Origin of the sequence: Moorena sp. SIO2C4 (assembly GCF_010672485.1) — a bacterium.
Classification (GTDB): Bacteria; Cyanobacteriota; Cyanobacteriia; order Cyanobacteriales; family Coleofasciculaceae; genus Moorena; species Moorena producens.
Window position 1 is genome coordinate 1 of the sequence record NZ_JAAHGN010001158.1, and the last position, 2,246, is coordinate 2,246.

Annotated in this window: 1 protein-coding gene and 1 pseudogene; both read right to left on the reverse strand. The window is 36.6% G+C overall.

All coding sequences use genetic code 11. The annotated features are described in order from the left end of the window. Nucleotides 1-587: 587 nt before the first annotated feature. A pseudogene (locus F6K20_RS41025) lies at nucleotides 588-713 on the reverse strand (uroporphyrinogen-III synthase); the annotation flags it as partial. Nucleotides 714-914: 201 nt separating this feature from the next. Continuing rightward, entirely contained in the window at nucleotides 915-1,949 is a 1,035-nt protein-coding gene (locus tag F6K20_RS34975; RefSeq protein WP_008188131.1) for an SAM-dependent methyltransferase, read from the reverse strand. Nucleotides 1,950-2,246 lie beyond the last annotated feature (297 nt).

A 2,246-nucleotide genomic window follows, 5' to 3' on the forward strand; every position in this document is an offset into this window, starting at 1 on the left:
GGGTGTATATCATGTCTGTCATCCCATAATAGTTAATCAAGCGGTAAGCAGCAGCAAGATCTACACGTAACTGTCGTTCTTCTTGGGAATAAAAGGTAGTTATGGAATTATTTATATTAGAGTTTTTCATTTTTACAGTAATCTATAGCAATTATACAACTTGTGAGGTACAAATTTATCGGTTTTAGGGAGCAGGGAGCAGGCAATAGGCAATAGGCATGCTAGCAATAGGCAATAGGCATGCTAGCAAGAGTGAAAAAATCCTGTGTACCTCATAGCTATGAGAAACGCTATTTTCATCTTAAAGGGGTGACTATTTTATTAGTCAATATCTCGACCTAGTTGCTTTTTGGGCGAGTTGTCGCCCCCGCAGACTTTATCTAATTTAATTATTGTGGTCTCTATTTTTACTTTTTGTTAGTTGTGGGATTCCATGAAATCACATTATCTCTGCTTTTATATCATCTCAGGATAATTACTCTTAATAAAAATATCCCCCATCTCCCCATATTCCCCTCCTGGGAGGGGTTAGGGGTGGGTTCCCATCTCCCCAGACTTTTATGATGGGTATTCAACCGAACTTGATATTATTTGTTTCCCCCTCTGCCAGTCTCCCATGCCACAATCGCCTCAGTTAAACCTTCTAAAGTATATTCAACTGCTTCTACATCTACCCGGCCTAACAACTGGCGACAGCTTTCGGAAGTTTGGAAATCGAGGCGATACAGACATCCTAGTTTTCATGTTATCCTGTCAGCCGAATACGTTTTTCGATCCTTGATCCAGGTGTTGTACATGGCCCATGTTGAACGGGCACATCTTGCTTTTGCATCAAAGTACAAATTCTCCGGTTCGTAGTTCCTAGATGGTTTCAACAAAAGCCCGTTGCACAACTTTTGACGGCTTGATAATTTTCAACATAGCTTATAACTTTTTTTTGCAAATACGCTTCTCCCATTTTTGCCCACAGTGGCATGAATCTCATATTTAGGTTGTGTGGTTGAAACATCCCTCTCAATTTTAACTTTAATGAAGTCACCAGCTTCTAGTTTTAGGGGTTTTTCAAAAAGTTTAGCATATCTAACTAACCAACTTGTTTTTTGTGACAATGTATCAATGACTGTTTCTCTGTCTACCCAGAGATTTATATAGAAAATAAATCCATCAAATAAGCTTGGTTTTTCAATAATAAATTCTATAGTTTTATCATCTATCATTGTCAAATTTTCAGCAAAAACTATATTTTCAAATTCTTGGGGTTCGGCAATCAGGTTACAAACGGGGAAATTACAGGTCAGATAAGTTCTTGGTTTAGAAAAATTAAAATCATCACTTAAGTTTATTATAACATTTTTCATGATTAACTTCAGAAACAAATTAACGATTTGCTGATATGGGGAAAGTTTCAATGGTGATACAGGAGCTATTTTCGTAATGCACTGGTACGGAATAAACTCGGCATTTGGCTTCAAAAATCTCTCTTTAGCATCGTTAACTGCTAGCACCATACCTTCCCGGCTACCTATAGACCCGACAATTTCATGAACCAATATATCGCATTTTTCTTCTATCTCTATATCTTGTGAAAATCCTTGATAAATTTTAATTTTTTCTTCTAGATTAAGTTCTTCGAGCAGTTTTTTTGACTCTGCGAAAGCTTTCTCATTTTCTTCTATTGTGTAAATCTTTTTTACTCCTGCATCTACACAAAATTTTGGTAACAATAATGCTTTGCCCGTGCCAATTTCAACAGCTACTTTGTCTTTTACTTTTTCAGAAATTACTTTTCTATAGGCTTGGGTTCTGATTTCATCATTTTCCATCAAATCATACATGGCATTTATATATAAATTATTGTTTTCATTGATCGAATTAATCTTATCGAAGCCACTTAAGAAGACAAAATTTAGATTTTGGAAGAATTTGAAAATATCCGATCTAATAGTCATGCTCTCAACTTACTCTCTACTTATATTCATCTACAATAATATTATATTATCAATAAAATGGTAAGCCAATCTAGATTATTTTTCGGATTGATTGGCATTGCAGAAAACTCACTATTAAGACTTAGTAGCCCCGGTTCCGATCAATTGCATTCTCCAATGGTCTGCCCTCGCGACTGCAATCGATTGTATCCACAATGCGAGCGGCTAGCTCCTTAGGGTTACCCACAGCAGCAATATGGGGAGTTACTATAATGCGCGGATGAGACCAAAAAGGATCGTCATTGGGCAAGGGTTCCT